The 24,203-nt window shown below is 61.9% G+C and carries 22 protein-coding genes; 12 read left to right on the top strand and 10 right to left on the bottom strand.

Going from position 1 to position 24,203, the window contains the following annotated elements:
• Window positions 1-285: 285 nt before the first annotated feature.
• The 3 genes from K1X71_02635 (at window position 286) to K1X71_02625 (ending at window position 2,378) form a co-directional block, all read left to right on the top strand.
• Window positions 286-645, top strand: coding sequence for a PadR family transcriptional regulator (locus K1X71_02635; GenBank protein MBX7072019.1), 360 nt, complete (start codon window positions 286-288; stop codon window positions 643-645).
• The gene (locus K1X71_02630) at window positions 623-1,384 is read left to right on the top strand and encodes a hypothetical protein (protein ID MBX7072018.1); all 762 of its coding nucleotides are present in this window, start codon (window positions 623-625) and stop codon (window positions 1,382-1,384) included. The genes K1X71_02635 and K1X71_02630 overlap by 23 nt, the downstream gene beginning before the upstream one ends.
• Before the next feature lie 349 nt (window positions 1,385-1,733).
• A complete protein-coding gene (locus tag K1X71_02625; protein ID MBX7072017.1) occupies window positions 1,734-2,378 on the top strand; it encodes a type VI secretion system tube protein Hcp in 645 nt (214 codons plus the stop codon).
• 103 nt (window positions 2,379-2,481) lie between these two features.
• On the opposite strand, the gene K1X71_02620 is transcribed toward K1X71_02625, so the two are convergent.
• The 5 genes from K1X71_02620 to K1X71_02600 form a co-directional block, all read right to left on the bottom strand.
• The gene (locus K1X71_02620; GenBank protein MBX7072016.1) at window positions 2,482-3,582 is read right to left on the bottom strand and encodes a Gfo/Idh/MocA family oxidoreductase; all 1,101 of its coding nucleotides are present in this window, start codon (window positions 3,580-3,582) and stop codon (window positions 2,482-2,484) included.
• 77 nt (window positions 3,583-3,659) lie between these two features.
• Window positions 3,660-3,905, bottom strand: a complete 246-nt coding sequence (locus tag K1X71_02615) for a hypothetical protein (GenBank protein MBX7072015.1) — start codon at window positions 3,903-3,905, stop codon at window positions 3,660-3,662.
• Between the two features lie 10 nt (window positions 3,906-3,915).
• The gene (selA, locus tag K1X71_02610; protein ID MBX7072014.1) at window positions 3,916-5,328 is read right to left on the bottom strand and encodes an L-seryl-tRNA(Sec) selenium transferase; all 1,413 of its coding nucleotides are present in this window, start codon (window positions 5,326-5,328) and stop codon (window positions 3,916-3,918) included.
• 56 nt (window positions 5,329-5,384) lie between these two features.
• Window positions 5,385-5,696 (bottom strand): antibiotic biosynthesis monooxygenase, encoded by a 312-nt coding sequence (locus K1X71_02605; GenBank protein MBX7072013.1) that lies wholly within the window; start codon window positions 5,694-5,696, stop codon window positions 5,385-5,387.
• A gap of 33 nt (window positions 5,697-5,729) precedes the next feature.
• Entirely contained in the window at window positions 5,730-6,620 is an 891-nt protein-coding gene (locus tag K1X71_02600) for an SDR family oxidoreductase (protein ID MBX7072012.1), read from the bottom strand.
• 124 nt (window positions 6,621-6,744) lie between these two features.
• Here K1X71_02600 and lhgO point away from each other — a divergent pair, with 124 nt between their 5' ends.
• From lhgO to K1X71_02575, 5 genes are all read left to right on the top strand, one after another.
• On the top strand, window positions 6,745-7,956 hold the full coding sequence (gene lhgO, locus K1X71_02595; protein MBX7072011.1) for an L-2-hydroxyglutarate oxidase: 1,212 nt from the start codon (window positions 6,745-6,747) through the stop codon (window positions 7,954-7,956).
• 237 nt (window positions 7,957-8,193) lie between these two features.
• Window positions 8,194-9,750 carry a BBP7 family outer membrane beta-barrel protein gene (locus tag K1X71_02590; GenBank protein MBX7072010.1) on the top strand — a complete coding sequence of 519 codons (1,557 nt, stop codon included), beginning with the start codon at window positions 8,194-8,196 and terminating at the stop codon, window positions 9,748-9,750.
• A gap of 484 nt (window positions 9,751-10,234) precedes the next feature.
• On the top strand, window positions 10,235-11,140 hold the full coding sequence (locus K1X71_02585; protein MBX7072009.1) for a PEP-CTERM sorting domain-containing protein: 906 nt from the start codon (window positions 10,235-10,237) through the stop codon (window positions 11,138-11,140).
• 225 nt (window positions 11,141-11,365) lie between these two features.
• Entirely contained in the window at window positions 11,366-12,628 is a 1,263-nt protein-coding gene (locus tag K1X71_02580; protein ID MBX7072008.1) for a DUF1559 domain-containing protein, read from the top strand.
• Between the two features lie 20 nt (window positions 12,629-12,648).
• Window positions 12,649-12,993, top strand: a complete 345-nt coding sequence (locus tag K1X71_02575; GenBank protein MBX7072007.1) for a HEAT repeat domain-containing protein — start codon at window positions 12,649-12,651, stop codon at window positions 12,991-12,993.
• 5 nt (window positions 12,994-12,998) lie between these two features.
• Here K1X71_02575 and K1X71_02570 read toward each other — a convergent pair whose 3' ends face one another.
• The 5 genes from K1X71_02570 to K1X71_02550 all read right to left on the bottom strand — a co-directional run bounded on the left by K1X71_02570 (window position 12,999) and on the right by K1X71_02550 (window position 20,234).
• The gene (locus tag K1X71_02570; protein ID MBX7072006.1) at window positions 12,999-13,385 is read right to left on the bottom strand and encodes a response regulator; all 387 of its coding nucleotides are present in this window, start codon (window positions 13,383-13,385) and stop codon (window positions 12,999-13,001) included.
• Window positions 13,386-13,479: 94 nt separating this feature from the next.
• Window positions 13,480-15,204, bottom strand: coding sequence for a PQQ-binding-like beta-propeller repeat protein (locus tag K1X71_02565; protein ID MBX7072005.1), 1,725 nt, complete (start codon window positions 15,202-15,204; stop codon window positions 13,480-13,482).
• 50 nt (window positions 15,205-15,254) lie between these two features.
• Complete coding sequence (locus K1X71_02560; protein ID MBX7072004.1) at window positions 15,255-17,474, bottom strand: PQQ-binding-like beta-propeller repeat protein; 2,220 nt, start codon at window positions 17,472-17,474, stop codon at window positions 15,255-15,257.
• Window positions 17,475-18,035: 561 nt separating this feature from the next.
• Window positions 18,036-18,323 carry a hypothetical protein gene (locus K1X71_02555; protein MBX7072003.1) on the bottom strand — a complete coding sequence of 96 codons (288 nt, stop codon included), beginning with the start codon at window positions 18,321-18,323 and terminating at the stop codon, window positions 18,036-18,038.
• 744 nt (window positions 18,324-19,067) lie between these two features.
• Window positions 19,068-20,234, bottom strand: coding sequence for a hypothetical protein (locus K1X71_02550; GenBank protein MBX7072002.1), 1,167 nt, complete (start codon window positions 20,232-20,234; stop codon window positions 19,068-19,070).
• A 217-nt stretch (window positions 20,235-20,451) separates the two neighbouring features.
• Here K1X71_02550 and K1X71_02545 point away from each other — a divergent pair, with 217 nt between their 5' ends.
• The 4 genes from K1X71_02545 (at window position 20,452) to panC (ending at window position 24,200) form a co-directional block, all read left to right on the top strand.
• The gene (locus tag K1X71_02545) at window positions 20,452-21,036 is read left to right on the top strand and encodes a hypothetical protein (protein ID MBX7072001.1); all 585 of its coding nucleotides are present in this window, start codon (window positions 20,452-20,454) and stop codon (window positions 21,034-21,036) included.
• Window positions 21,037-21,058: 22 nt separating this feature from the next.
• Window positions 21,059-21,868 (top strand): carbon-nitrogen hydrolase family protein, encoded by an 810-nt coding sequence (locus tag K1X71_02540; GenBank protein ID MBX7072000.1) that lies wholly within the window; start codon window positions 21,059-21,061, stop codon window positions 21,866-21,868.
• A gap of 415 nt (window positions 21,869-22,283) precedes the next feature.
• Window positions 22,284-23,303, top strand: a complete 1,020-nt coding sequence (gene folK / locus K1X71_02535; protein MBX7071999.1) for a 2-amino-4-hydroxy-6-hydroxymethyldihydropteridine diphosphokinase — start codon at window positions 22,284-22,286, stop codon at window positions 23,301-23,303.
• Between the two features lie 3 nt (window positions 23,304-23,306).
• Complete coding sequence (gene panC, locus K1X71_02530; protein MBX7071998.1) at window positions 23,307-24,200, top strand: pantoate--beta-alanine ligase; 894 nt, start codon at window positions 23,307-23,309, stop codon at window positions 24,198-24,200.
• The last annotated feature ends 3 nt before the right edge of the window (window positions 24,201-24,203 follow it).

Raw genomic sequence — 24,203 nt, 5'->3', positions numbered from 1 at the left:
TTGGCGAAGTCTTGGAAACTGGCGTCGAAGGAATCGCTGCATTGACGCGCGACCACATGAGGCGGGCAGAGCAAAGGCTGGAATTGCGTTTGTAGTCAGCGGTGGGCGCACGGTCAAGTTGCACGGGCAGCGCACGCCACTTACCAATTGACGTTGCGGCAGTCGTACGGGACAAGCAACTTGATCAAGTTTTGCAAGCTCTTCGTCCGATTAGTATTGGCATACATCGAACTGCGAGGTATAAGCCGAACTCGCACTGAAACTGATCTTCGTTGGGCAAGCAAGTTGAAACGAACACGCACGAACACCGATTTTTTGAACGGTGTGCCCGAGTTGCTGATTTTGCAGCTTTTGGCACGCCGTTCCATGTATGGATACGAACTGGTGCGCGCCATTGAATGCGGGACCGCACAGGCCCTGGAATTTGGGGAAGGCTGCGTGTATCCCGTGTTGCATCGCCTCGAAGCCGAGGGGGCGTTGGCGAGCCGTCGCGAGGTCGTCGGCGGGCGAAATCGGGTGGTGTACCGAGTGACGCCGGCGGGGCGCAAGCGACTTGCGGAATCGACGGCGAGCTGGCGCAGGGTCGCTGCGGCCATTGGGCAGGTCTTGCTAGGAGAGCAGGATGGACAGCCAGCAATTGCTTGACGAGTTGACCAAAGACTTGCAGCGGCGCGGATTGCCGCCAGCCTATATTGACCGGCTCACGGATGAGCTGGCCGATCATATCGAGGATCTCATCCGAAACAGGAACACTCCGATGAGCAAGGACGCTCACAATCAACGCATCGTGTTAGGGCAGATTGGTTCGTGCGACGAACTGGCAACGGCGGCGGCTGGCGAATTCCGTCGGCGCAGCTTCTTCGGGCGGCACCCCATTCTCACGTTTGTCGTCGCGCCCATTCCCATCCTGATGGTGGCCTGGATCGCCTTCTTTCTTGTCGCGTTTGCCATCGCCGCGATGTTGCCGATAGCGCTTGGCGACAACTACCGCTTCAATGGCCGGTCGGCTACCGAATGGCCTGCCGCGCTGATGTACACCGCGTGGAGTTTATTGTTTGCGAGCGGTGTTGTGCCTCCGGCCGTCGCGGTGCTGTTGTTTGCGGGGCTGGGTCGGCGTGCGAGAATTCATTGGAGCTGGTTGGTGGTCGCAGGCGCGCTCGTGGCCGTGTTGGCGGGCTTGTTTCATGCCGATTTGATCCCGCCCACCGGGCCTGGCAAGGGCCGGCTCGCGATTGGATTTGGAGTTGGCGCCGCCACACTGCTTTCACAATTGCCGCAATTCTTGTTGCCGATGCTGATCGCGGCGTGGGCAGCGCTGCGAGTTCGTCGCGATTCGAATTCGCCATCACCCGGCGCGGCAAGCGAATTGCTGCGCGCGGCATAGTCTGTGCTTTACTGGACCTGATGCCTGACTACGGAGCTTCAGCGCGCGGCGCCGAGGAGAGTACTTGACATCCATCGGCGTCGGGCTACAACAACGTGCGCTTCAGCGAACACTGGCCCCGATCTGGCCCTGGAGACTGCTACTGACGGTTGTTGGTTGTTCGACCGCCGAGTAGAGTCGTTCGCTTTCTGATCGCCCTGGATCAACTGTCAGGCAGGCGCCAGGGCCGCCGCAATCTCTTATCGCGGCTGTTTGCCCGTTTCACGCGCTACGCTCCGACTCGGCGTCCGTTGGTCGGCAATGTCGCCGACCATTCGCATGACCGATCAATATCTTGGAAGGAACGACAATGATGTTCAAGCGTTGCTTATTCTTTTGGTGCGCGCTGTTGGGCTGCACTGCGTTGGCGCGTGCCGGATTGTTCCTGCAGGTCGATGGCATCCAGGGCGGATCGACTGCAGAAGGTTATGAAAACGCGATTGAGATCAAGGAGTTCGCGCTCAAAGTCCAACTCGACCCTGAAACCGGTGGCGGAGGAGGCCAAGGCGGCAGTCCCGATTGGGTGCTGGCGCCGCAATTCCGTTCGATCATCAGCCAAGCGTCTCCCAAGCTGTTGTTGGCGTCATTGAGCGGCAAGAACATCCGGGAAGCCACGCTCAGCGTGACGCGCAACAATGAAGAGAACCAGCGCTACCTGGAGTGGAAATTCGAAGATCTCCAGATCTCCAGTTATGCCACGCGCGGCTGGGCCATCGGCGTACCGCAGGAGGTCTTCAGCTTCTTGCCGTCCGCCATTGAGTTGAGCTATTGGCCGCAAAAGGCAGACGGCTCGCTGGGCGATCCCATCAAGATTCGATATGACTTCGAGAACAACAAAGCAGGCGGCGCTATCGCCGTGCCCGAGCCATCCGGCATCGCGCTGCTGTCTGTGGGCGTGCTTGGCGTCGCGCTGATAGTGGCGAGGCGACATCGCCGAGTCGCCGCCGAACTTTAGACCGTGTCCGGCAATATCGTTCCATCGCGGAGGCCGCACCGGGTGGCCTCCGCGATTTTTTTTTGCCGCGCTCAGGCGGGCTTTCGTGCCGCCGCCAAGAAAATTACGGTGTGGGGATCACCACTCGATCGCCGCCCTTCATCGCCGACTCGTGCGCGCAGATACCGGTCATGGTCCAGTTGGCGCTGGTTTCCGCGTCGGGACGGGGGGCCCGATTTTCGACGATCGACATGACGAACTCGTGCGCCAAGTGCGGGTGAGAGCCGCCATGCCCTGACCCTTGAATGAAAGACAGGTGCTGTGCTTCGTCGGCGTCGTAGACCCCCTTCGTGGTGAATTTTTGAATCCCGGCGGGCAGCAAGTTCGCGAAGTCGGGGATCTCGACGCGCTGCGGCTTTTCGCCATAGTGCAGCACAGCGGGCTCATGTTCAATCCGCGTCCATTCGAAGGTCGCCAACTCGCCATAAGCGTCGAAGCTCTCGATATATTGGCGGGCCGTATTGAACAAGCTGCGAGTCACCTCCGCGGCCAGATCAGAATCGGCCAGTTTGATCGTGGCAGTCTCCACGGCAAAAGGGGAGCCGTACTTCGAAATCAGTTGCTCACTGATGCGTCCCGAGCCATGGCAAACGACCGATTCGGCGCGCTTGTTGGGCAGACATAAACAAGGACTCACGCAGTGGGTGGCGTACCACATGGGCGGCAGACCTTCCCAATATCCGGGCCAGCCCGCCATTTCCTGCTGATGCGAACCGCGGAGAAACTGCAAGCGCCCCATCTTGCCGCTCTCGTACAATTGTTTGACAAAGAGAAACTCGCGGCTGTAGACGACCGTCTCCATCATCATGTAGTTCTTGCCGCTGGCGCGCTGGGCCTCGACAAGCCGGCAACACTCCTCGGCCGTTGTGCCCATCGGCACCGTGCAGGCGACATGCTTGCCCGCCTTGAGCGCCTTGAGACTTTGCGGCGCATGATCGGGAATGGGCGTGTTGATATGCACCGCATCGACCTGGGGATCGGCCAGCACGTCATCCAAATTGGTGTAGCGCGCCGAGACGCCAAACGCGTCCCCCACCTGCTTGAGTTTGTCGGGCGACCGCTGGCAAATGGCGTACATCTCGGCGTGTGGATGATTTTGGTAGATCGGAATAAACTCCGCGCCAAAACCTAAACCAATGATCGCCACGCGAACTTTCTTGGCCATTGCCATCGCTCCCAGCCAGACGCCAAACGGTGTGAATCGTGAGAATGTTACTGCCGAACCGGCGTGCCCGCAAGCAATCAGTCGAGTCGTGGCAGCACCAGGTAGAACACAGCAAACCACAACAAGACCATCAGCCAGAACGCGACGCTCCAATTGCGCAGCAGTGTGCCTACGCCAATCGCCGCGAACAAGCAGGACAGCGAAAGCAAGAGCAATCGAGGGCCGTTCCGCGTTGCGGCGCTGGTGGCCAGCGACAAAAAGGAAAGCGAGAACCACACGCAGGCCAGCAACAGATCTTTGAGCCTGATTTGAAATGGCTGCATGGCTGAAAGCCTATTGGCGGCGCCCTCGCTCGGCGGCTGGGCGCGCCGCATGGATCACTGCCTGCACGAGTTCCTGATCCTGGCCGGGCGCCACGCTGCGCAGATTAAGAAGCAATCGCCCTTCGTCAAGTCGGCCAACCACCGCCGGCATACCATGGCGCAGCGCGTTGACGAATTGCTCCATCGACAAATGATGCGGCTCCACGCCAATGCACCAGGCCGGTAATTGTTGGTCGGGCAAGCCGTGGCCGCCGACGTCGGCGGCGCCTTCGAAGGCGTAGGCGCGGGCGATGTCTGGACAAGCGTCGATTTGTTCAGCCAGCCGACTGGCTCGCAGCCGGAGATTGTCGAGCGGCGTGTCGAGCAGCCGCAACAACGGGATTTCGCGCCGCGCCAGCTCTGGGCGTTGGTAAAACGCAAGCGTTGCGCAGAGCGCGGCCAACTTCACCGGGTCCGGGCGAAGCGCGTTGGCAAATGGATGGTTCGCCAGCGTCTCGATCGTCGTTTGACGGCCAACCAGAATTCCGCAACACGGACCTCCGACCCAGGCCCTTCCGCCCAGGATCGCCAACTCGGCGCCGTGGCGAACGCTGTCGGCCGCGACTGGAACAGCAGCCAACCCCAGCGGCGCCAAATCCATGAGCGAGCCGGCGCCCAACTCATGAACAACTGGCAATCGGCGCTCTTTGGCCAGCGCGACCAGGTCGGCGAGTCGCGGTTGTCCCACATCGCCGATCATCTGGAAAGCGCTAGTATGCGCCGTCAACAGCATCGCGGTCGCCTCGCCGATGGCGCTGCGATAGTCGTCGATACTCACCCGATTCGTTGCGCCAACCTCGCGGAGCCGCGCGCCGCTGGCTCGCACCAATTCGGCCATGGGAAGATTGGGCGCGACTTCTGGCAGTTCGCCACGCGCGACAAGGACTTCGCGACCATGAGCCAATGCCGACAGAGCGAGCAGCAGCGCGCCCGCCTGGTTGTTCACCACCAGCGCCGCTTCAGCGCCGGTCAGCTCGCACAACAGCGCCGGCGCCGCTTCGGCGCGCGGCGTTGCCTCGCCGTGGGCGGAATCGAGGCGAGACCCGCCTTGCGCCACCAAGACCATGGCCTCGATGGCGGAATCGGCCAACGGCAAGCCTCCAATCGCCGAGTTGAGCAGAGCGCCGGTGGCGTTGATGACCGGCCGCAATCGTGTTGACTGGTCTTGGCGGATGCGTCGCGCGATGCGATCGGCCAGCTCCGCGACCGACGGGAACTGAGCGCCTTGCGCCGCGGACTGCAACTCGGCGCCCACCTCGTCGAGCACGACGCGCGTCTTGGCGACCAAACCGTGCTGGCTGATCTGATTCACCAACTGCTTAAGCGTGGGATGTTCGAGCAGTTCGGACATGGCGGGCACGTGGCGAAAGAGCGGCGTTCTCATGTTGGGTCCACTGCTTCAGTAATGTCGTGATTCAGGCGGCGTGGCCGCATCGACCACTACTTGGCGGGCTCGAGTATCTGCAAGTCGACCCGATCGACGAAATCGTTGACTCGCGCGCGATACTCGTTCATGTGAGGCGCTGCTAAGTGGGCCGCCAGCGCCGCGACGTTCTCCCATTTCTCCACCACCATGACCGCATCGGCGCCAAGGTTGATTTGCGCCGGGATTTTGGTGATTGTGTCAATCGCCGCGCCGTACTCAATGCAGCCTGCTTCCGCATGCACCAGCGGCACGAGTTTCGCGAATTCCTGCAGAAACGCCGCGCGACGGCCGGGGTGTAAGCGAATGGTCGCCAGTACATGAATCATGTGCGCTCCTTGGATTGTGACGTAATGGACTCGTTATCGATTTTCGCCGGTCGCATTGGCGCCGGCCTCCCGCACGATGGCGGCCAGGCCCTCGCGATACGTGGGAAATTTCAATTGAATGTCAATGTCCTGACGCAGTCGCGAGTTGCTCACTTGCTTATCGGTCTCGGCACGCCTGCGCGCGGGCGAGTCGGGCGGCGGCGGCGCGAATGTCGGCGCCGGGGCGCCAAGCAAACGGGCCATCTCTTCGTAATAGCACGCGCGAACGACCGGTAGGTCGTCGCACACAGTGTAGAGCCGCGCCGGTGGGACTGCTAATTCTTCCGCCGCCAGCACTACGCGCGCGGCGTCGTCGACATGAATGAGATTCAAATGCCCGCGCTGGGGCGCGGCAATCGGCTCGCCCGCCAAGATCGCCGAGGCGCGCGGAATTCGCCCTGGACCATAGAGGCCCGCCAGTCGCAATCGCACCGAGCGGCGCCCCAGCGGATGCTGAGCGAGCAACGTTTCGGCTTGCAGGCATAGGCGGCCATTCTCGCGGCGCGGTTCGCAGGGGGAATCTTCGTTGACCCAACTGCCGTCGGTCTGCCCGTACACGCTCGTGGAACTGATGTAAATAAACCGCCCAATGCCACTGGCAAGCGCCGCCAGCGCATTGGTCAAACCTGCAACGTACACCTCGTGCATGGTCGGGGCAGCCGCGCGATCGTGCCCAACGGCGTAAAGCACGGTGTCGGCGAGTGGCAAGTCGCGGAGCGAAGCGGGCTGGGTGACATCGGCCACAATCGGCGAAAGACCAGCGAACCGCCATCGACTGGCGGTCTCGGCGGATCGAGTCACGGCATGCACTTGCTCGCCGCGCTGCTGCCACAGTCGCGCGACTCGGGCGCCCAAATATCCGCAACCAAAGATCAGCTTCGCCATGACAAGTTCGCCGAGCCGGCACGTTTCGACTCATTGGAGCAGAGGGGCTGCCGTTTCGCGAGTCGATGGCGTACAGTTCTGGCGGCCACTTGTCCGTCGATTATGAACTCGGATAGGAATTCCCATGCCGCAATTCGATGTCGCGATTGTTGGCGGAGGCATCGTTGGGCTAGCGACGGCAATGTCGCTGTGCGAGTCGACGCGGGCCAAGGTGGTGGTGCTGGAAGCCGAGGCCGAACTGGCCATACACCAAACCGGCCATAACAGTGGCGTGATTCACTCGGGCCTGTACTACAAGCCCGGCTCGCACAAGGCGCGGAACTGCATCGCCGGCCGCGAGCTGATGTATCGGTTTTGCGCGGAGCACGGCCTGCCCTTTGATCGATGTGGCAAAGTGGTCGTGGCCACCGGCAACTCCGAGCTGCCGGCGCTGGCCGAACTCGAGCGCCGCGGCCGCGCGAATGGCCTAACCGGCATGCGCAGGATCACCCCCGCGGAGTTAAAGGAGCGCGAGCCGCACGCGACAGGCGTCGCCGCGCTACTGGTGGCCGAAACCGGCATCGTCGATTTCAAGCGAGTGGCGAACCAGTTTGCCGAGATCGTTGCTCGACAAGGAGGCGAGATTCGCGCACGCGCGAAGGTTCGCAAGGTGGCGCAATTAGGCGGCGAGTTGGCGATCGAGGCCGGCGACGATGTTGTGCAAGCCAGGCATCTGGTGAATTGCGCTGGCCTACAGGCTGATCGCATCGCGCATTTGTGCGGCGCGGATCCTGGCGTGCGCATCATTCCATTTCGCGGTGAATACTACGACCTGGCGCCGGAGCGGCGCGATCTGGTGCGGCATCTCATCTATCCGGTCGCCGACGCGCGGTTTCCGTTTTTGGGGGTCCATTTCACTCGCCGCATCGGCGGCGGCATCGAGGCCGGACCGAACGCCGTACTGGCGCTACGCCGAGAGGGCTACGGACGCTTGAGCTTCTCCGCGCGCGACGCGCTGGCGCTGGCCCGATTCCAGGGATTTTGGCGCATGGCTAGCCGCTATTGGCGGACCGGCTGTGAGGAATTGCATCGTTCCTGGAGCAAGCGGGCGTTTGTCCGCGCGCTGCAGAAGTTGGTTCCCGAATTGCAAGCTGGCGACCTGGCGGCGGGCGGCTGCGGAGTTCGGGCTCAGGCGGTGACGCGCGATGGCTCGCTGGTCGACGATTTCCACATCGTCGCAGCCGATCGCATGATCCACGTGCTCAATGCCCCATCGCCAGCCGCGACCGCTTCGATCAGCATCGGACGAGAAATCGCCGACATGGCGATACGGCGGTTCGGTCTCGCCGCCAGCTAGCTAGCAAATTGGCGATCCTCAACGAGAAGCTAGTGGAACCACGGCGACTTTGCCGCCGATTTAGGGGCAATTGCCGCCGGTTCGCCCCGCAGAATCGGCAAATTCTCGTCATTCGATCCGACCGGACTAGCCGATACGATCGCTAACGGCCATCACCGCGCGGTTGTGGTCGGGCAATCGCAATGCAGTCGGCCGCGCGACAAGCGGCCAGGTGAGCACGTGTTGGGGGGATTCGGCATGAAGGCTCGTATCGCTGGTTTGTTGCTGACGCTCGTGACGATGACCGGTTTGGTCTTCGCCCAAGCGCCCCAGCCGCCCGCCACGTCAGAAACGGAAGCGCCGCTAGGCACCGACGCGCAAGAAGCCATTCCGGAGTTGCCAGCCAGCGAAATCCCCGACGCGGAGGCGCCAGCAGCGGAAGCGGGTTTGCCCGCCGCCGATGAGGCCGCCCCGCCAGACGCGCCGGCCATGGACGATCCGGGCGCCGAGCCGCCGGGTAATGCGCCCTCCGAGCCAGAGACGCTGCCGGCCAACGAACCCGCCGCGCCAGCCGCGGGCGCTGCTCCGCAGCGCGAAGCGGTCGCCGCGCCGGCCGCGCCCATCGCCGAAGGCGGCCAGATCATCCACGAAGGCGAACCGCTCTGGCCCGATTACTACGGTCCCGACTACCTGGGCTACGACAGTGGGCACCCCATTGGCTGCGGCTGCTGCGCCTGCGAGACGTTCATCATTCCACACGGTTGGGGACAGTTTGATTACTTGATGTGGTGGGGCAAGGGCGCCAATCTGCCGGCCCTCGTCACTACCAGCACGCCCGGAACAGCGATCAACAATGCCGGCATCCTCGGCCAGCCATCCACATCGGTGCTGTTCGGCGATGAAAAGGTAGACGGGCGGATGCGCTCGGGCGGTCGGCTCAACGCCGGCATCTGGCTCGACAAATCACGGGAAATCGGCATCGGCGGCAGCTTCTTAGGGCTGGGCCGATCGGCCACGCACTTTGGCGTCTTTTCGCCCGGCGAACAGATCATCGCGCGTCCGTTTTTTAACGTATCGACCGGCTCGCCCGACTCGGAAGTGGTGTCGTTCCCGGGAGTGCTCGAGGGGGTGGTGAGCGCTCGCACGTCGAACGACCTCATCGGCGCCGAGGCCTATGTGCGCGAGGCGCTGTTCAAGTCGAACCGGCGCCGGCTCGACCTGCTCTATGGTTATCGCTTCCTGCGGGTCGACGAATCGGTGTCGATCAGCGATCGCACCATCTCCATCGATCCCTTCAGTTTTGTGCCGGTTGGCACGACCGTTTATGGCAGCGAGTCGTTCTTGACGCGCAACGCCTTCCACGGCGGCGAACTGGGTTTGTGGTACCAGAACCAGCAGGGGCGCTGGGGTTGGGACGCGATGGGCAAGATCGCGCTGGGCAACATTCACGAGACCGCGATCATCTCGGGCGTGACGAAGGTGATGGTGCCCGGCATTGGCAACGACACGCAGCAAGGCAGTCTGCTCGCGCTGCCGAGCAACATTGGCCGCTACTCGCGTGATCGGTTCACCGTGGTGCCCGAACTGCAGTTCAACCTCACGTACTGCCTCAGTCAAAACATCCGCGCCCGATTTGGTTACACGTTTCTGTACATGAGTCGCGTGGCGCAGGCCGGCCGGCAGATCGACACCGGGGTAAACCCAACGCAAATCGGGGGCGCTTCGTTGGTGGGGGCCGCGCGGCCGGCGTTCCATTTCAAGAACAGCGACTTTTGGGCGCAAGGCATGAACCTTGGCCTCGAATTCAACTGGTGACGACCAGGCTCGCCGCGAGCGCAGAAAAAGAGGCTCGTCGCTCTCACTGGGGAGCGGCGGGCCTCTCTTGCGTTGGCTGAGACAGTGGCCCGGTAAACCGCCATCCGGTCGGCCGACATCGGTGATCGCGTCATCTAACTGGATTTTCGCGACAATTGGTGTGATTTTTCTTGACTCGCGGCGGCCATTTGCTTAGCCTACGAAAGTGTTGGGTCAGGCAGTGGGCAGATGGTCTGCCACGTAAGTCCCTTCTCTGGAAAACGCTAATGCGATTGGCTTGAGCGGCGCGGTTTCGACAGCGATCAGCTCGCCGGCATTCCATTAACCACACGCCGCTTACCAGCGGTTTGCTGGCTTCGATGCCCCGACTTGTAGTAGTTGCCTCGGCTGCGCCCCATTTCCACCGCTTGCAGTTTGCGCTGACGCGCTTCAGCGCATGGTCGACAACCTCCATCAAATTCCCGCAGCAAGAGGAAATTAACACATGCATCGAGCTATCACGGTCTTGGTTGGCCTCGCGGTTCTTGGCGCCACAACGCAAAGCATGGCGGCCCCTGTCACCTACACCCTGGTTCCATCACAAAGCGTTTTGTCGCTCTCGGGCAACTTGTTTGGCTTCCCCTTCCTGGAACAAAAGGCGGGGTCGCTGAGCGCTCAGTACAGCGGCACAATTACGGCAGATTTGTCTGGCGGCGTTTTGACCTTTGGATCGGGCACCAGCATCATGGCCGGCGCGTTCAGCCCCGACAGCCCCTTCAATCCAACCGATGAGGGGGGCGCCAACGATGTCTATGGCGGCACCGCATCGTTTGTTGAAGCCGCGTTCTACAACATTCAGATTGCGATTCTCGGAGGCACCATTGAGGATGGCGTGGCGCCCAACACACTCAATCTGGGTTGGGTGGAAGACATTAACGGCGATGGCGTAGGCGGATTTCGCTCGACGCTGGGCGATGGCGACCTCACCGGCGATGCGAACAATCAAACCGTCGAGTTGGCCAGTTTGACCACCAGCGGGGGCGTCGAGACGCTGACGTTCCATATTTTCAGCCCCAATCCCGTTGAGCAGAACGATGTGGTGATCGGCAGCATCGACATGAGCGGCTGGATCACCGCCACGCGCTCGGTGCAACTGCCCGGCGACGCCAACGGCGATGGCTTTGTGAACGGCGCCGACTACACCATCTGGGCCGACAACTTCCAGAAGGCTGGCGGATTCGCCCAAGGCGACTTCAACGGCGACGGCAAGGTCGACGGCGCCGACTACACCATTTGGGCCGACAACTTCACCCCTGGCAGCGCGGCGGTTCCGGTCCCCGAGCCGGCATCGTTGGTGCTGGCCGCCTTGGGGATGATCGGCCTGGCCCTCGGGCTGCGCCGTCGCTCGTAGTAAGGCGATCCGACTGCACGCTGCTGGCTGCCATCCCCGCCGAGGTGGGGATGGCAGCCAGATTTTCTGACGAATAATGTTCACCCAGTCAGGTTGCATCTGTTAGCATGCAATCGATCAACGAAGCGAATCATCCGCGATGGTTCGCTGCTCGCATTCAACCGTCGTTAGATGACTGAACTTGGCGAAATCTCGCCTGTCCTACCGCGAATTGAGAGGTGGCCCATGAGTCGCGCCCATTTGCGTAATCGTGGCTTCACGTTGGTGGAGCTGTTGGTGGTGATTGCGATCATCGGGATTTTGATCGCCCTGCTATTGCCCGCGGTGCAGGCGGCGCGGCAGGCGGCGTGGCGGGCGCAATGCACCAACAACATGCGTCAGCTTGGCATCTCCATGCACAACTACCATACGGCGCTTGGGTCGTTTCCGCCGGGCTTCACTTTTGGCCGCGGCAGTGATCCGCCCGGCTTTGTCAACGGCAAGCTCGATACCGGCGGCGGCGGCTTCTACACCAACGCGTTCCTCTCACTGTGTCCTTATTTTGAACAGGCCACGGTGACTTCGCTTTACAATCCACGCGCCAGTTGGGAAGACCAGTCCCCGGCGATCATGTCGGCCACGATTCCGATGCTGATCTGCCCCGCGAACGGCAACAAGCAGAATCCCGCGACTGAACAGTACATGGCGGATATCGTCGCTTCGCTGGGCGCCGCCACTGGCAGTTCGTTTGGAGTGACCGACTACGTGCTCTGCAAAGGTGTCGGCGATGCCTGGTGCGTGACCGCGGGCCGAATACTGAGTTGGGCAGACATCGTCGGTCAGCCGCAGGCGCCGTTGGGCTCTGGCTTGACGTATCAAGAACGCGGAATGTTCGACGCGTCGCTCCCCGTGGAGACCGGCTTCGGCGGCGCCGAGTTCACCTGCACCGAGAACATGGTGGGAGATGGACTCTCGAACACCTTCTGCATGGGCGAGGGCGCCGAAGGCCCCAACTGGCAAGTGTGCAGCAAGACCAGCGATCCCACCCGTCTCTACGGCACTTGCGCGCCGGTCGACGCGACAGATGATCCGACCACTCCGGGACGGAAGCTGCCTGCATACCAATTTTGGACCATGCCCGCGAATCTCTATCGACTGTCTAAGCAAAATTTGAAGCTGACCGGAATATTTGCCTGCACCTTGGAGCCGCTCAACCAAAATCCGATCAAGGAAACGGTGGTGGATGAGCCGGTGGGCATGATGTTCTGCCGCCCCAGCATCGACTGGGCTGGCAATGGAACACAGTCGAGCATCCCTTGGAACCATCGCACCAGCAGTTTCCGCAGCGACCACAAGGGAGGCGGCAATTTCATGATGGCCGACGGCTCCGTGCATTTCATCGCGGAGACGATCCAGATGGACATCTATCGCGGCCTCTCCAGCATTCAGGGGGGATCGGAGCCCTCGCCAGTGGTCGCTGGCAACGAGACCGCCAGCATTCCTCAGTAGGACCGACGGAACCGACTACGATGCAGCTTGGCAGTGAATCGACCCGCTCACGTTGGATGACCGGTTTGCTCTATGCGTTGACTTGCCTGATCGGCTTGGGCGCGGTTGTCGGCTGCGGCCGCGATGAGGCGCCGGTTGATCCGCAGGTTTATCTTGACGCGCACGACCTCAACAAGAACCTGGAGTTGGCGCGATCCAAGGACGCGCGGATGCGCATTCTGGGCTGCATCCGCCTGGGCCGCATGGGCGCCGAATCTCAGTCGGCGCTGGCGGAACTGGAGAAGATAGCGGCCAAGGACAAGGACCCCAAGGTTCGCAAAGCGGCGTCCGACGCGGTGGCCAAGATCAAGTCGCCGGCGAGTTGAACTGTTTACTTGCCGACTGGTTGCCCCAGCACGGCAGACAATTTCTCGCGCGTGGCGGGGGCGCCAAGTTCCAGCTTGCCAAAGCCCACCAGTGCGCCGGCCGCCACGGCCGTGGCCTGATGATCGGCGTAGTTGGTGATCATCATGACCGGCACTTGCCGTAGCGCCGCATCGGCCTGGAGCTTGTGGATGATGTCGAGGCCATCGGTGTAGTCGACGTCGAGCTTGCGATTGACCAACACCAGGTCGTAGGTCGCGCTGCGAAGCTGCGCCTCCGCGTCTTGCCACTGATGCGCCCGATCGAGCACGGCGCCGAATTGCCCCTCGATCAAGGCGCGCAGCGCCGTGTGGTCGGGGACACAATTACCGATGTCGAGCACGCGCTTCGGCATAAGAGCCTGGTGGGGGTTGGAAGTAGTGAGACGACGAACCGGCGAGCGATTGGCCGGCGCCAACAGTCAGAGTCAGTTCAAAGGCGTTAATGGATCACTTTCCGTCTGCCTGGATCGCGAACAGGTGACCCTTGTTGGAGATATACAGCACTCCGTTGGCCACGATCGGCGTGCTGTAGACCGAGTTCTGCATGTTGATCTCGGCGATCACTTCCAGTTCGGGCGACAGCTTGAAGATGGTGACATCGCCATCTTCGTCGCCAATATACACCTTGCCATCGACGATCAACGGCGAACCCCAGGAGGCCGCCAGCATGTCGTGCGTCCAGTGCGGCTTGCCGGTCTTGGCGTCGAGGCAGTGGACCAGTCCGCAAAAATCGGCGACGTAGACCAGATCGTCGGCAATGGCGACGGTGCCGATAGTCCGATGCATCGACTCCTCGAAGGCGACTTTGCCGTCGCCGTTGGCGTCGGTCTCGCTGTAATGCCAGACGGCGGCCGAGTTGGGGTTGGGGCGAGCGACTTCGCCTTGCTCCTTGATGACGGCCTGCTCGCGTCGATGCGGGATTGGGGTCTTCAAGTCCTTGACGTTAAACGCAAGCTCGCTGCTGACGTCGCCGCGTTTGGTGGGATCGATGCACCACAAGTGGCCGATGCCCTCGCCATGTTCGGGATCCTCGCCCACGGCGACATAGACCAGGTCGTTGTAGATTACCGGAGTGGCGATGATGTTGTTGCGGGTGGCGCGGCCGCCGAGGGCCCACTTCGATTCCTTGGGGTTGCAGTCAAACTTCCAGAGCAATTGCGGCTTGCCGTCTGCGGTGCGGTCGCCGAGGAAGCTATACAGCCAACCGTCGCCGCCGCCAAAAAGGACTTGCGGCACGCCGCCAATCACGGCCCAGGCGGGCGACGACCACTGGCCGTGCAAGATATTGCGGCCGGGGGAATCGTCGGTCCACAGCACCTCGCCGGTGTTCTTGTCCATGGCGAAAAAGCTGGGCGCGTCGGGCGAGGGCAGATTGATGTGCGATTCGTCCATGCCGTTGGATGTGTTGACAAAGAGGATGTCGCCGACGGCGGTGACGGAGCAACTGCACATGTTGTGCTGCGAGGTGCCGAGCTTCTCCATCATGTTGAAGTACCACAGCACGTCGGCCTCGTCCTTGTCGGTCGATTTCTCCTCCTTGAAGGGGCCGTCGTTCTCTTCGTCGTGGAAGCCTTCGGTGTCGCAGCAGGCCACCTCGCCGCGGCTAGTGACAAACCACAGCCGGTCCCCTTCGACCAGCGGGGCGCAGCAAATGCCTTGCAGCGGCCAATCGTGGACGCGTCCGGTGGGCAGCTTTTCGCTGGAGTGTTGCCAGAGGAACTTGCCGTCCGCCTCGTTGAAGCAGAGCAGGCAGCCCAGATCGACCTCGGCCGGATAGCGCTTGAGGTAGCCGGCGCCATTGTTGGTGCCGACGTAGATCTTGCCATTGGCGACGACCGGGTTGCCGTAGCTTTGCGAACCAAGCCGCGCGGCCCACTTGATGTTCTTGCCCGACCCGGCGACCCACTTGTCATCGTCGTCGAAGTCGCCGACTTCCCACTCGGCGGGGATGTTCTTGGCAGTGGCGACGTTGTTGCGGACGGGTGAACCGGCCCACTGGTTCCAATCGTTTGGCCCAACTTGCGCGTCGGCCAAGGGATTGGGTTTGTATGCCGAGGCGCTGGCTGCGACCAGATTGATTTTCGCGGTTGACTTCTTGGCGGGCGCGGCGGCCAGCGACCAAACGGCCAACGAGGCGAATAGCACAGCACAGACGATATTGCGAGCCATCATGGATAAACTTCTTTGCGATGAGAGTTTGGAGAAAACGGCGCGCCGGGCGGCTAGCGCTTGGAAAGCGCGATGTCGTTGGGCGTCACGCTGATGTTGTCGATAAAGATTTCGGCGTTGGTGGCGTTGCCAAACAGGCCGGGACTGCCGGCGACGTTTGGCAGGTCATCGGTGTGTTCGATGGTCCACTCCTGCGGTTCCGGTTTGCCGCGCTCCCAGACCTTGCCGCGGAGCAAGGCCTTGCCATCCTGATTGGCGACGCTGAACTTCATCGTGTACCAGACGCCGGGCTTCCAAGAAAACGGCGCGTCTTTCGAGCGCGTGAGGGTCGATGTCCAACTGCGGATCTGCAACTTTTGATTGGCGCCCATCATGTCCAGTGTGTAGCGCTGGGCAATGAGGCCGATGTCGGGCACCTTGCCTTCGTTGTCATTGCCCAAGACATCGGCCTGAATGGTGTAGTCAGACAGGTCGGTCTGGCCCATCAACGCCTGGCTGCGCGTGCCTTTGGGGATGGTGGTGACCTTGACCATCACGGGGTTGCCGTCGACCTCCCGCACCACATGCCGATAGCGGGCTCCCACCCAGGTGACGGGCACCTCGCCGCCGGCGAAATCGAACTTCCAGGGCAGCGGCGGCACAACGCGCACGCGTGCGGTGGCCGAAAGCTCTCCCGACTTGGCGGTAACGATCAGGGCCGTGTGGCCGGCGACGCCGCTGGTGTGCAGCGTGCCATCGGCGTCGATTTGCCCGCCCCCTTTGACTTCGAACTGGGCGTCGGCATCCTTGAGAAACTGGCCGCGCTCATTGAACAGGCGGGCGGTGAATTTTTGGTTGTCGCCGGGCCGCAATAAGAGCTCGCAAGGGCTGATCTGCAATTGCGCCGGCTTTTGATCCGCCTCGACTGGCGATTCTTTGGGGATCTCAGGGAGTGGCGTCGACTGGTGTTGCTTGTTCTTGTCGACAAAGCAATACAGGTTGGCGGTGGTGGGCAGATAGAGTCGTCCCTTCCAGGCGAGCGGGGAGCCTTGGCATTCTTCTTCCGGCGCGAAGCGACCTTGCGCGATCTTCTTAAAACCCTTCTCGTTGGGCTGGAGCACCGCCCAAGTGGTGCGGGTGGGCAGATAAATCTTGCCGTCCGCGGCGAGCATGCTGGCCATCATGATCGTGCCGAACTTTTGCTTGCGGCCGATCGGCTTGCCGCTATCGGCGTTGAACACGTAGAGCGCGCCGGAGTCGTCGGCCGCGTAAATACGGTTGTCGACCAACAGCGGCAAACTGCGGCCAACCATCACTTCTTTGTTGATCCACAGGAGTCCCGTCTGGGAGATGTCGCCCGTTAGCTTGCCATTGATGCAGGCAATGGCGCCCATGGCGGTGTCGTTGAAGTTCTCTTCGCTTTGCCCGATGTACACGCGCTCGCCCGCGACCAAAGGCGGTGTGTTGATGCCGCGGCGCGAGAGCTGGCATTTCCAGACCGATTTGCCGGTGCGCGGTTGAAAGGCATATACGGCGCCGTCGCCGGAGCCGAAAACGAGCAGCGCTTGCCCATCGATCACTGCGATCTGAGGCGTGCTATAGGTGGTGTCTTCCGGACGCAGGCGGGTGCCGTTAAACCAAACCACTTCGCCCGTGGACTTATTGAACGCCACAAAGCGATGCGCCGGCTGCGCCATTTCGCCCCAGCCGATAATGACTGCGCTGGTAATCACCAGGTCTTCGAACACCACAGGCACATTGGTCCGGCCACCGTACGTGCTGAGCAGTCCGAACTCCTCGTTTAGCGAATGCGACCAGATGGGCTTGCCCGTCTCGCCATCGAGGCATTGGAAGTAGCCGTTGACGCCCATGGCATAGACACGGCCAGTCGCCGGGTCTCCAACGCAGCACGACCAACCGACGCGCTCCGCGGGGACGTCGGAGAGAAACACGTTGGAGCGCCGGCCCCACAGCTTCTTGCCGGTCACGGCGTCGAGGCAAATGACTTCTTCTTGTTCGTTCTGTGTAAAGGGTTCGGCGCGGACGATGGTGTAGAGCTTGCCATTCATCAGAATGGGGCTGGAGATACCGGCAGCCTGAGGGTTCTTCCAGGCAATAATCTGGTCGTCAGCGACATCGAGCGAATCGACTAGACCCGTCTCGTAGGCGACCCGATTTTGCAGCGGCCCCCGCCAGTTGGTCCACTCGGTGGCGGGCGTGGTCGTCTCAGCGGCCAGTGAGCTGGTGTTTGCGAACAGGAGGAGACAACAAGCCAAGCCAAGCACGCTGCGCATGATGAGTTCGCCTAAGGAGGTGGGAAGGGCAAAGGTAGGCCGGAGGCAGGCTGCCTGTTGGTAGGATACGGCGGGGGATAGGGGGGAGCAAGTCGCACGTCTCGGGGCTCAGATGACGGATTTGCAATAGATCGTGGCCAGCAACGGCCTGCTAGAACCGTCAAAGCTTGACCACTTTGCGGACGCGTCAAGGTTTGCGCGACAAGAGCCTTAAACCATTAAGAGAAAAATACTTGGGCGCTCTCAAGGGGTCGGTGAGAGAGCGCCGATACGCTTAGTGTCCTCACCTGAGGATCGCGTGTCGAACGACACGTTTAGTAGCGCCAGGCAACCGGATTGTTGAATCGGGCCGATGGAATGGCTCGACGGACCTAGCGCGATACCAGGGCTGAACTGCGGGACTCGACCCACCTTCCCCACCGACCGACAGCAACCACTCGACTGGTTCTCCCGCGAGAACCCCCACCAAGGGATGGAGCGCCGCGAACTGTGCGGTGGCTCCGCAATACCGAGCGAACGCTGGGGATGCGCGCACCGCAGTTCTAACGAAGGAGACGTTGCTCAGATGAAATGGAAACTCTTTATTGGAGCGCTCGTCGTCAGCGCCGGCATGTGTAGCCAGAGCTTCGGCTTTGAGCTGCTCGATCGGATGTTGGGCGGCGGGCACGGCGGCTGCGGCAATTGCTGCGCCCCGAGCTGCTGCGAGCCGAGCTGCTGCGAAGCGGCTGCGTGCTGCGAGCCGACCTGCTGCGAAGCGGCCGCCTGCTGCGAGCCGAGCTGCTGCGAAGCGGCCGCCTGCTGCGAGCCAAGCTGCTGCGAAGCGGCCTCGTGCTGCGATTCTTGCAACACGTGTGGCCATCGTCACTGCGGTCTGTTCAAGGGGTTGAAGGGTCTGTTTGATTGCAACCGTTGCTGCAAGTCGAGCTGCTGCGAGCCCGCTTGCTGCGAACCGGCTTGCTGCGAGCAGGCCTGCGAGCCGGCGTGCTGCGAGGCCGCTGCTTGCTGCGATCCTTGCAACACCTGTGGCAATAGCTGCTGCAAGAAGCGTCATTGCGGACTGTTGGCTGGCATCTTCCGCTGCAAAAAGTCTTGCTGCCATAGCGCTTGCAACACCTGCTGCGACAACGGTTGCGGCAACGCTTGCGGCAACGGCGGCTGCTGCGGTGGCGAGGGTGGCGACGCTCCGGCTCCGGCCGCGGGCGGTGAAGAAGCCGCTCCCATGCCTCCGGCTCCCATGGCTGACCCGTCGGCTTCGATCCAACGCGGCCGTCAGGTCGTGAAGGCCGCCGCGACGGGCAGCGTGGTTCGCCGCAACTATCGGTAAGGGCTGAGGGCTGCTGTTCTCCGCGGGTCTGTCCGGGACCAACCGGACAGACCCCGGTTTTTTTAGGGCTCTAGTTTCGACGGTTAACTGCGGACGCAATGGGTCGAAAACCCAGCCAGGAACTGTCGGTCGGACGGGTCGATTCCTGCGGATCGTGATAGCGTAGATTGACAGACGCGATCGACTATCCGGACTCGGAATGGTCTTTCTCTCCAGATAGCTACGCCTACGGGCGGCGACTTCTCACCGAGGTCGCCGCCCTTTTTGCGTTATGGGCTGGTGGATGGCGCGGCCAGCAGCGATACGGCCGCAAAGTTCACCAGATCACCCTGTTTTCGCAACAGGTCGAGCGCGCCTGGCAAATCGGCTCCCAGCGCCACCAGCTCCAAGAGCGATGGCGCCAGGGCGAGCACGCTGCCAGGCGGCAGCAGGGCCGCAGCGGCTTCCATCGCTTCCTGAGGTCGGCCCACACGGGCCAATAGCGCGATGTAGATTTCCGCGGCGACCGTGCCTTGTTCGTTTACCGGCAAATTTCTCGCCCGCTGGCCAAAGTGCGCAAGCGCTTCTTCGACGCGCTCGCCGAGCTGAGCGCCAAAAAAGAGCCGGCTAGCGGGATAGAGCTGGCGGAACGGTTCTTCGCCGGGATATTGATAGCCGGAATCGAGCCGACGGCCATATTCGCAAAGATCAGCCGCCAGCCGCAAAGTTTCCGCATCTTCCAGCAAACGCGCAATCCGCACAGTTGCTGCCAGATGCGACGAGTCGAGATGATAGTTGAGGTTTTCAAACAACTCTGGCCGGGTGGCGACTATTTCGGCCAAGGTCGCGTGGTCCGGCAGGCTCACACTTTCACGCTGTTCGATGTCGGCGCGGACGTTCGAAAGCAACTCCCGATGAATGTGCCGCACCAAGACGGCGGCCATCGCTTGCCGCTGCGACTTGGTGCGGCCGTGCGCCACTTGATCGAACAGGGTGATGGCGCTACAGGCGCCGTAACGATCGAGCGCCAGTTGATACCCCCAAGCCGGGGCCACTCCTTCGTGTAACGCGATTTCGACGAGTGACTCGACTTGTTCGTCCCTGGGGTCGCAGGCGGCAAGCGCCGCAGCCAGCGATTCTGTCTCACCGGTGGGGCGCAGATACATCCACGCCTCGCGCAGTTGCTCCTCCGCCAGAAACAGGGAGCCAACCTCTTGGCAGCTTTCGAGATAGGCGGCCTCCAGGCTGGCTCGCTGCTCTCGTGGCAATTCGTCGATCGGCTGAGCGGGCGCAATCGGTAGTTCTAGCCGCCGGCGCGCCTGCAACAGCCGCAAATCGAACAGTTGGTGAAAGCGCCGCTCGCTAAGTAGTTGTTTGGCCAAACCTTCCAACGCACGATCGGCGCCTGATGATCGGAGCGTGGCGACGAAGCCGTCAAAGGAGTTGGAATAGGACATACGACGCTAGCACCGATCAGCCTGTGGAAGCGCGCCATCGTACACAATGCCGACTACGTTGCTCAAATCGGCTGCTCAATCTGGCGACACTGCGCAAAGGCGCGCGAACGACGGGGTGAAACTCGATAGTCCGATCGTGCCGGTCGATGCAACAGGTAGCGACCCCTACTTCTCGCGGCTGCCGCCACAGGCAGCCGCCGCACGCGGAGAGCCTCGCATGTCGACGTTGGCAGTTAGCTTGTTGCTGTTGGTTGGCGGCAGCGCCGGCCAGGTCGAGGATCTCTGGCGCAACCAAGAGGGGCTGATTCGCGATTCGGTGTTTTGCGGGCCGATGCCGCAGACCTGCTATGCGCCGCGTTATGGGTGTTATCCTGGCAACGAGCGACACATGCACCGCTACCCGGCGTTTCATGGATATTACTATCGCCGGCCTTACAACTATCGCCACTTGTTCGAGTATCCGTGGCACGCGGAAATGCACGAGCCAACTTCGCTGTTTGCATACAACACCGAACCCGGCGACGACGACACGCTGGTGAGCGACGTCGACCTGCCGCCTGGCGCGGAGACGCCCGACTCGGCGCCGAGCGATCCGGCCGAGGCCGTACCGCTCCCCCCGCCGCCGGACGAACTCGACAGCTCGGCGACCGGCGCGCCCGGGACTCGTGCCGCTGCGCCACGCCAGGGCACAACGCGCAACCGTGGCCGAAAGACGACGGCCGCGCGGTCGACTAAGATAACAGCGGCTGGTCGGTTGGGTGGCCTGCCAGCGCGCCAGGCCGCGCCGCTTTCTCGCCGCTAGTTCAGGCAAGTCGAGTTGGATCGTGAACGAAGCCTTCCTCGCCGCCGTGGTGCAAATGAACTCCGGCGAGGACAAAAGCGCGAACCTGGCGACCGCCGTCGAACTGATCCGCGAAGCCGCCGCTCAAGGCGCTAGACTGGTCGTCTTGCCAGAGATGTTCCTTTGTCTGGGCAGCGCTGTGGCCATGGTGGCCGCAGGCGAGTCAATTAACGGGCCAACCGTACGCGAACTCTCGGACGTGGCTCGCGATGCATCCATCACGCTGATCGCCGGCAGCCTGCCCGAGACGATCGATGACGAGCAACGAGTCTACAACACGAGCGTGGCGATCGGCCCCGATGGCGCCGTGCTCGGCCACTATCGCAAACTGCACCTGTTCGATGTCGATCTGGCCGACGGAACCTCGCATCGCGAATCGGCATGGAGCGCGCCTGGCGATGCGGTGAGCGTTATCGACACGCCCTGCGGTCGCATCGGCCAATCGATTTGTTACGACCTGCGTTTTCCAGAACTCTACCGGGCTACCTCGCAGCGCAACGCCGAGTTCCTCGCGGTCCCAGCGGCGTTTACGGCGACAACGGGGCGCGACCATTGGGAGGTCTTGCTGCGCGCGCGCGCAATTGAAAACCAATCGTACGTGTTGGCGGCGAATCAATGCGGCGCGCACACACGCGCGCTGGTGACCTATGGCCATTCGATGATCGTCGATCCCTGGGGACGCGTATTGACGGCGCTGACCGAAGGGGTCGGTGTCGCCATGGCGCGGATCGATTTGGCCGAGTTGCGCGCGACGCGCGCGCGAATGCCGGCACTGGCGCATCGACGCCTGTGAGGCGCCAGCACTTTGAAAAAAACTTCGCCGGAAAGTTGCTTGACAATCGAGCCGCGCTCGGCAACATTTAGCGAGTCGTTTGGGATTCGGCTCAAACTTACCCTTCCGCATTGCAACGTCACGCACTGCTTGATCGACAGGGGCTGTTAGTCGGGCGTCAATCGAATGGGTTGCGACCTTAATTCGATGGATGCGGGCGCATCATAGATCGGGTCAGCTCAGTTTCTCCATGTAAGGTTGGCGCAGATTTTGCGCGCTCATTGAACGGCGGTCATTCCTTGGGGGCCGGCGGCAAGAGGGATCGGTGTCGGCGACCTAGTGTCGTGGTCATGATGTCCCCCCCAAGTTTTTTGCTCGTCGCGGTTCGATGCCGCGGCATCGCCCCTAGGGCAAAGCGGCGTTAAACTCGTCGTTGATGGCCACTTGTCTTATCGCACTCGGCTCGAATCTCGGTGATCGCCCGCACCAGTTGAACGCTGCCATCAGGCAGATCGCTCTGCGCATCGGTCTAGTCGCGCGGCGCAGCGCTTGGCGCGAGACTCCGCCAATCGGTGGCCCAGCAGAGCAGCCACCGTACCTGAACGGCGCAGTGCTGGTTCACAGCTCGCTGCCGCCTCGCGGTGTGCTTAAGCAGTTGATGGCCATCGAAGGCGAACTTGGCCGCCAGCGCGGCGAACGTTGGGGCGCGCGGGCGATCGATCTTGATCTGCTGCTCTGCGATCAAATGGTGATCGACGAGTCCGATTTTCAGTTGCCGCATCCTCGGATGGCTTTTCGACGATTTGTGCTCGAACCCGCGGCGGAGGTCGCCGCCGCAATGATCCATCCAACGTCGAGGTGGACTGTGGGCAGGCTGCGGGCGCATCTGGACCGATCGCCAAGGTATCTGACTTTGGCCGGGATGCCCGGCGTCGGCAAGACCGAAATTGCGCATCGCGTGGCCGCCGCCACCGGCGCCGTGGTGTTGGCCGATCCGCTGCCATTGATCGAGGCCGACGTTTCGCCTAGGCCGCCGCTGGAGCGAGAGATAGAATTAGCCGAGCGGCGTGCTGTTGCGCTAGATCGTGATCGCTTGCACAGTGGCAAGAGCTGGTTTGTCAGCGATTTTTGGTGGATGCAAACGGCAATCTACTCCAATTTGCTGCTGGGATTGAATGAGCTTGACCTGGCGATCCGGCACATGGTTCCTCTCATGCGACGGATAGCTCGGCCGCGGTTGACCGCCGTGCTGGACGCGCCGATCGATGACCTTTGGAAGAGGGCGCGAGCGACCAACCCGGCGCTGCGCGCCGCGAATGAAAAGGAGTTTCAGCGGCTGGCTGAAATCTATGCCGAGTTCGCAGCGCGAATCACGGGCCCCGTATTGCGACTCGACGCGCGACGGCAAGATGCCGCGATCACGGAGCTTGTGGCCGCGATGGCCGCCGCCACCTGATCCATGCCATCAACTATGAGCAGCAAACCGATTCTGGTTCACACCAAGCGCGAATTGGCCGCTCGCGTTGACGCCGCGCGACAGTCGGGGCGTCGCATTGGCCTTGTGCCAACAATGGGCGCGCTGCACGAAGGGCATGTCAGCTTGGCCCAGCATGCTTGCCAGTCGTGCGATTTCAACGTGGTGAGCATTTTCGTCAATCCAACGCAATTTGGCCCGCATGAGGATTTCGATCGCTATCCGCGCACGCTCGAAGCCGATCTGGCGGCGCTGTCGGCCTGCGATATCGATCTGATTTACGCGCCGCCTGCCAGCGAGATGTATCCCACTGGGTTCGCCACGCTCGTCGAACCGGGTGGCGTCGCGCTGCCGCTGGAAGGGGCGCGAAGACCGGGACATTTTCGCGGTGTGGCGACCGTGGTGCTCAAGCTGTTCGAGCAGGCGCGCCCCGATGTGGCGTTCTTTGGTCGCAAAGATTATCAGCAAACGCTGGTAGTTCGTCAGATGACGCGCGATCTCGATCTGCCGGTGCGTGTCGAAGTGTGTCCCACGGTGCGCGAGTCCGACGGCTTGGCGTTGAGCTCACGCAATCGCTACCTGCGGGCGGATGAGCGCGAGCAAGCGCCGGTGTTGTTCCGCAGCTTGCGATTGGCGGCCGAATTGATCGATGGTGGCCAGCGCGACGCGCGCGTGATTCTCGACCAGATGCGAGCATTGATCGCCAGCGCGCCCCTGGTGCAGCTTGATTATCTCGTTCTGGCCGATCCCGACACGCTGGCCGATGTGCAGGTCATTGAACACCCCACGGTAGCCGCCGTGGCGGCTCGGCTTGGCGCCACTCGCTTGATCGACAACGACCAGATTGGCGAATGGCTGCCTCGGCCAGTCGGAGATTAGAGG

The organism is Pirellulales bacterium, assembly GCA_019694455.1.
Lineage (GTDB): Bacteria > Planctomycetota > Planctomycetia > Pirellulales > JAEUIK01 > JAIBBY01.
The sequence above is the reverse complement of the archived record's forward strand: the minus strand, read 5'-3'. Positions and strand labels throughout refer to the sequence as shown.

Coding starts and splice junctions, on each gene's coding strand:
- K1X71_02630 (MBX7072018.1), top strand. CDS start 623: ATGGACAGCCAGCAATTGCTTGACGAGTTGACCAAAGACTTGCAGCGG.
- K1X71_02625 (MBX7072017.1), top strand. CDS start 1,734: ATGATGTTCAAGCGTTGCTTATTCTTTTGGTGCGCGCTGTTGGGCTGC.
- K1X71_02620 (MBX7072016.1), bottom strand. CDS start 3,582: ATGGCCAAGAAAGTTCGCGTGGCGATCATTGGTTTAGGTTTTGGCGCG.
- K1X71_02615 (MBX7072015.1), bottom strand. CDS start 3,905: ATGCAGCCATTTCAAATCAGGCTCAAAGATCTGTTGCTGGCCTGCGTG.
- selA (MBX7072014.1), bottom strand. CDS start 5,328: ATGAGAACGCCGCTCTTTCGCCACGTGCCCGCCATGTCCGAACTGCTC.
- K1X71_02605 (MBX7072013.1), bottom strand. CDS start 5,696: ATGATTCATGTACTGGCGACCATTCGCTTACACCCCGGCCGTCGCGCG.
- K1X71_02600 (MBX7072012.1), bottom strand. CDS start 6,620: ATGGCGAAGCTGATCTTTGGTTGCGGATATTTGGGCGCCCGAGTCGCG.
- lhgO (MBX7072011.1), top strand. CDS start 6,745: ATGCCGCAATTCGATGTCGCGATTGTTGGCGGAGGCATCGTTGGGCTA.
- K1X71_02590 (MBX7072010.1), top strand. CDS start 8,194: ATGAAGGCTCGTATCGCTGGTTTGTTGCTGACGCTCGTGACGATGACC.
- K1X71_02585 (MBX7072009.1), top strand. CDS start 10,235: ATGCATCGAGCTATCACGGTCTTGGTTGGCCTCGCGGTTCTTGGCGCC.
- K1X71_02580 (MBX7072008.1), top strand. CDS start 11,366: ATGAGTCGCGCCCATTTGCGTAATCGTGGCTTCACGTTGGTGGAGCTG.
- K1X71_02575 (MBX7072007.1), top strand. CDS start 12,649: ATGCAGCTTGGCAGTGAATCGACCCGCTCACGTTGGATGACCGGTTTG.
- K1X71_02570 (MBX7072006.1), bottom strand. CDS start 13,385: ATGCCGAAGCGCGTGCTCGACATCGGTAATTGTGTCCCCGACCACACG.
- K1X71_02565 (MBX7072005.1), bottom strand. CDS start 15,204: ATGATGGCTCGCAATATCGTCTGTGCTGTGCTATTCGCCTCGTTGGCC.
- K1X71_02560 (MBX7072004.1), bottom strand. CDS start 17,474: ATGCGCAGCGTGCTTGGCTTGGCTTGTTGTCTCCTCCTGTTCGCAAAC.
- K1X71_02550 (MBX7072002.1), bottom strand. CDS start 20,234: ATGTCCTATTCCAACTCCTTTGACGGCTTCGTCGCCACGCTCCGATCA.
- K1X71_02545 (MBX7072001.1), top strand. CDS start 20,452: ATGTCGACGTTGGCAGTTAGCTTGTTGCTGTTGGTTGGCGGCAGCGCC.
- folK (MBX7071999.1), top strand. CDS start 22,284: ATGGCCACTTGTCTTATCGCACTCGGCTCGAATCTCGGTGATCGCCCG.
- panC (MBX7071998.1), top strand. CDS start 23,307: ATGCCATCAACTATGAGCAGCAAACCGATTCTGGTTCACACCAAGCGC.